Below are 616 nucleotides of genomic sequence, written 5' to 3' on the forward strand. Positions count from 1 at the left end.
CAGTTCCGAGCTTGAGTATTTAGTGTTTTTGTCCTACCTTTGCCATGTCGAGAGACGATCCGCGCTATCCGTGGATCGTCTCTCGACGCTCCCGGATGGCCTTTTTCACTTCGAAGGAGGTTCATCATGTTGACCGAAACCAGTCGTACCACTGCCGTCCTGTTTCCCGTTGACGAGGAACACGCCCGCGAGAATGGTCCGCTCTTCACAGGGTCTATCAAACTCGGTGGCGAATCGGTTCCGTTGTCAGCCTTTCTCAAGGATGCAAAGGAATCGGACAAGCGGTATCTCGACCTGTCGGTCGGCGCGAAGGGGCAGGTGCACTACTCGGGGCGTCTGTTTCGCAACGAGGAAAAGAAGACAACCAAGTCCCCGGACTATTCCGGTTACCTGATTGTCCTTCCGCTTAGCCCTGACGTACGCGACGAGTATTCGCAGGAAGAGTGGGATGAAGCACCGCGTTTGAACGTGTATGGCCTGCGTGTACGTAATGCGGACAACTCTGTCCGGATCGCGCTCGATGTCGTGCCGCTCCGCTCAGATGCGCCGGTGGGAGATGACGAGGTAGCGTTCTAGGGAGCAGGCTTCATAGCCGACGCAGCAAGGAAAGGGAGAG

General features: G+C 56.3%; 1 protein-coding gene. It reads left to right on the top strand.

The window, feature by feature from the left end:
* Positions 1 to 126 precede the first annotated feature (126 nt).
* Positions 127 to 576, top strand: a complete 450-nt coding sequence (locus P7F28_RS10155; protein WP_277184362.1) for a hypothetical protein — start codon at positions 127 to 129, stop codon at positions 574 to 576.
* The last annotated feature ends 40 nt before the right edge of the window (positions 577 to 616 follow it).

Source organism: Caballeronia sp. BR00000012568055 (assembly GCF_029439455.1).
In the GTDB taxonomy this organism is placed as follows: Bacteria; Pseudomonadota; Gammaproteobacteria; order Burkholderiales; family Burkholderiaceae; genus Caballeronia.

What these genes read in the sequence shown, in the direction of transcription:
- P7F28_RS10155 (WP_277184362.1), top strand. Translation starts at nt 127, where the DNA reads ATGTTGACCGAAACCAGTCGTACCACTGCCGTCCTGTTTCCCGTTGAC.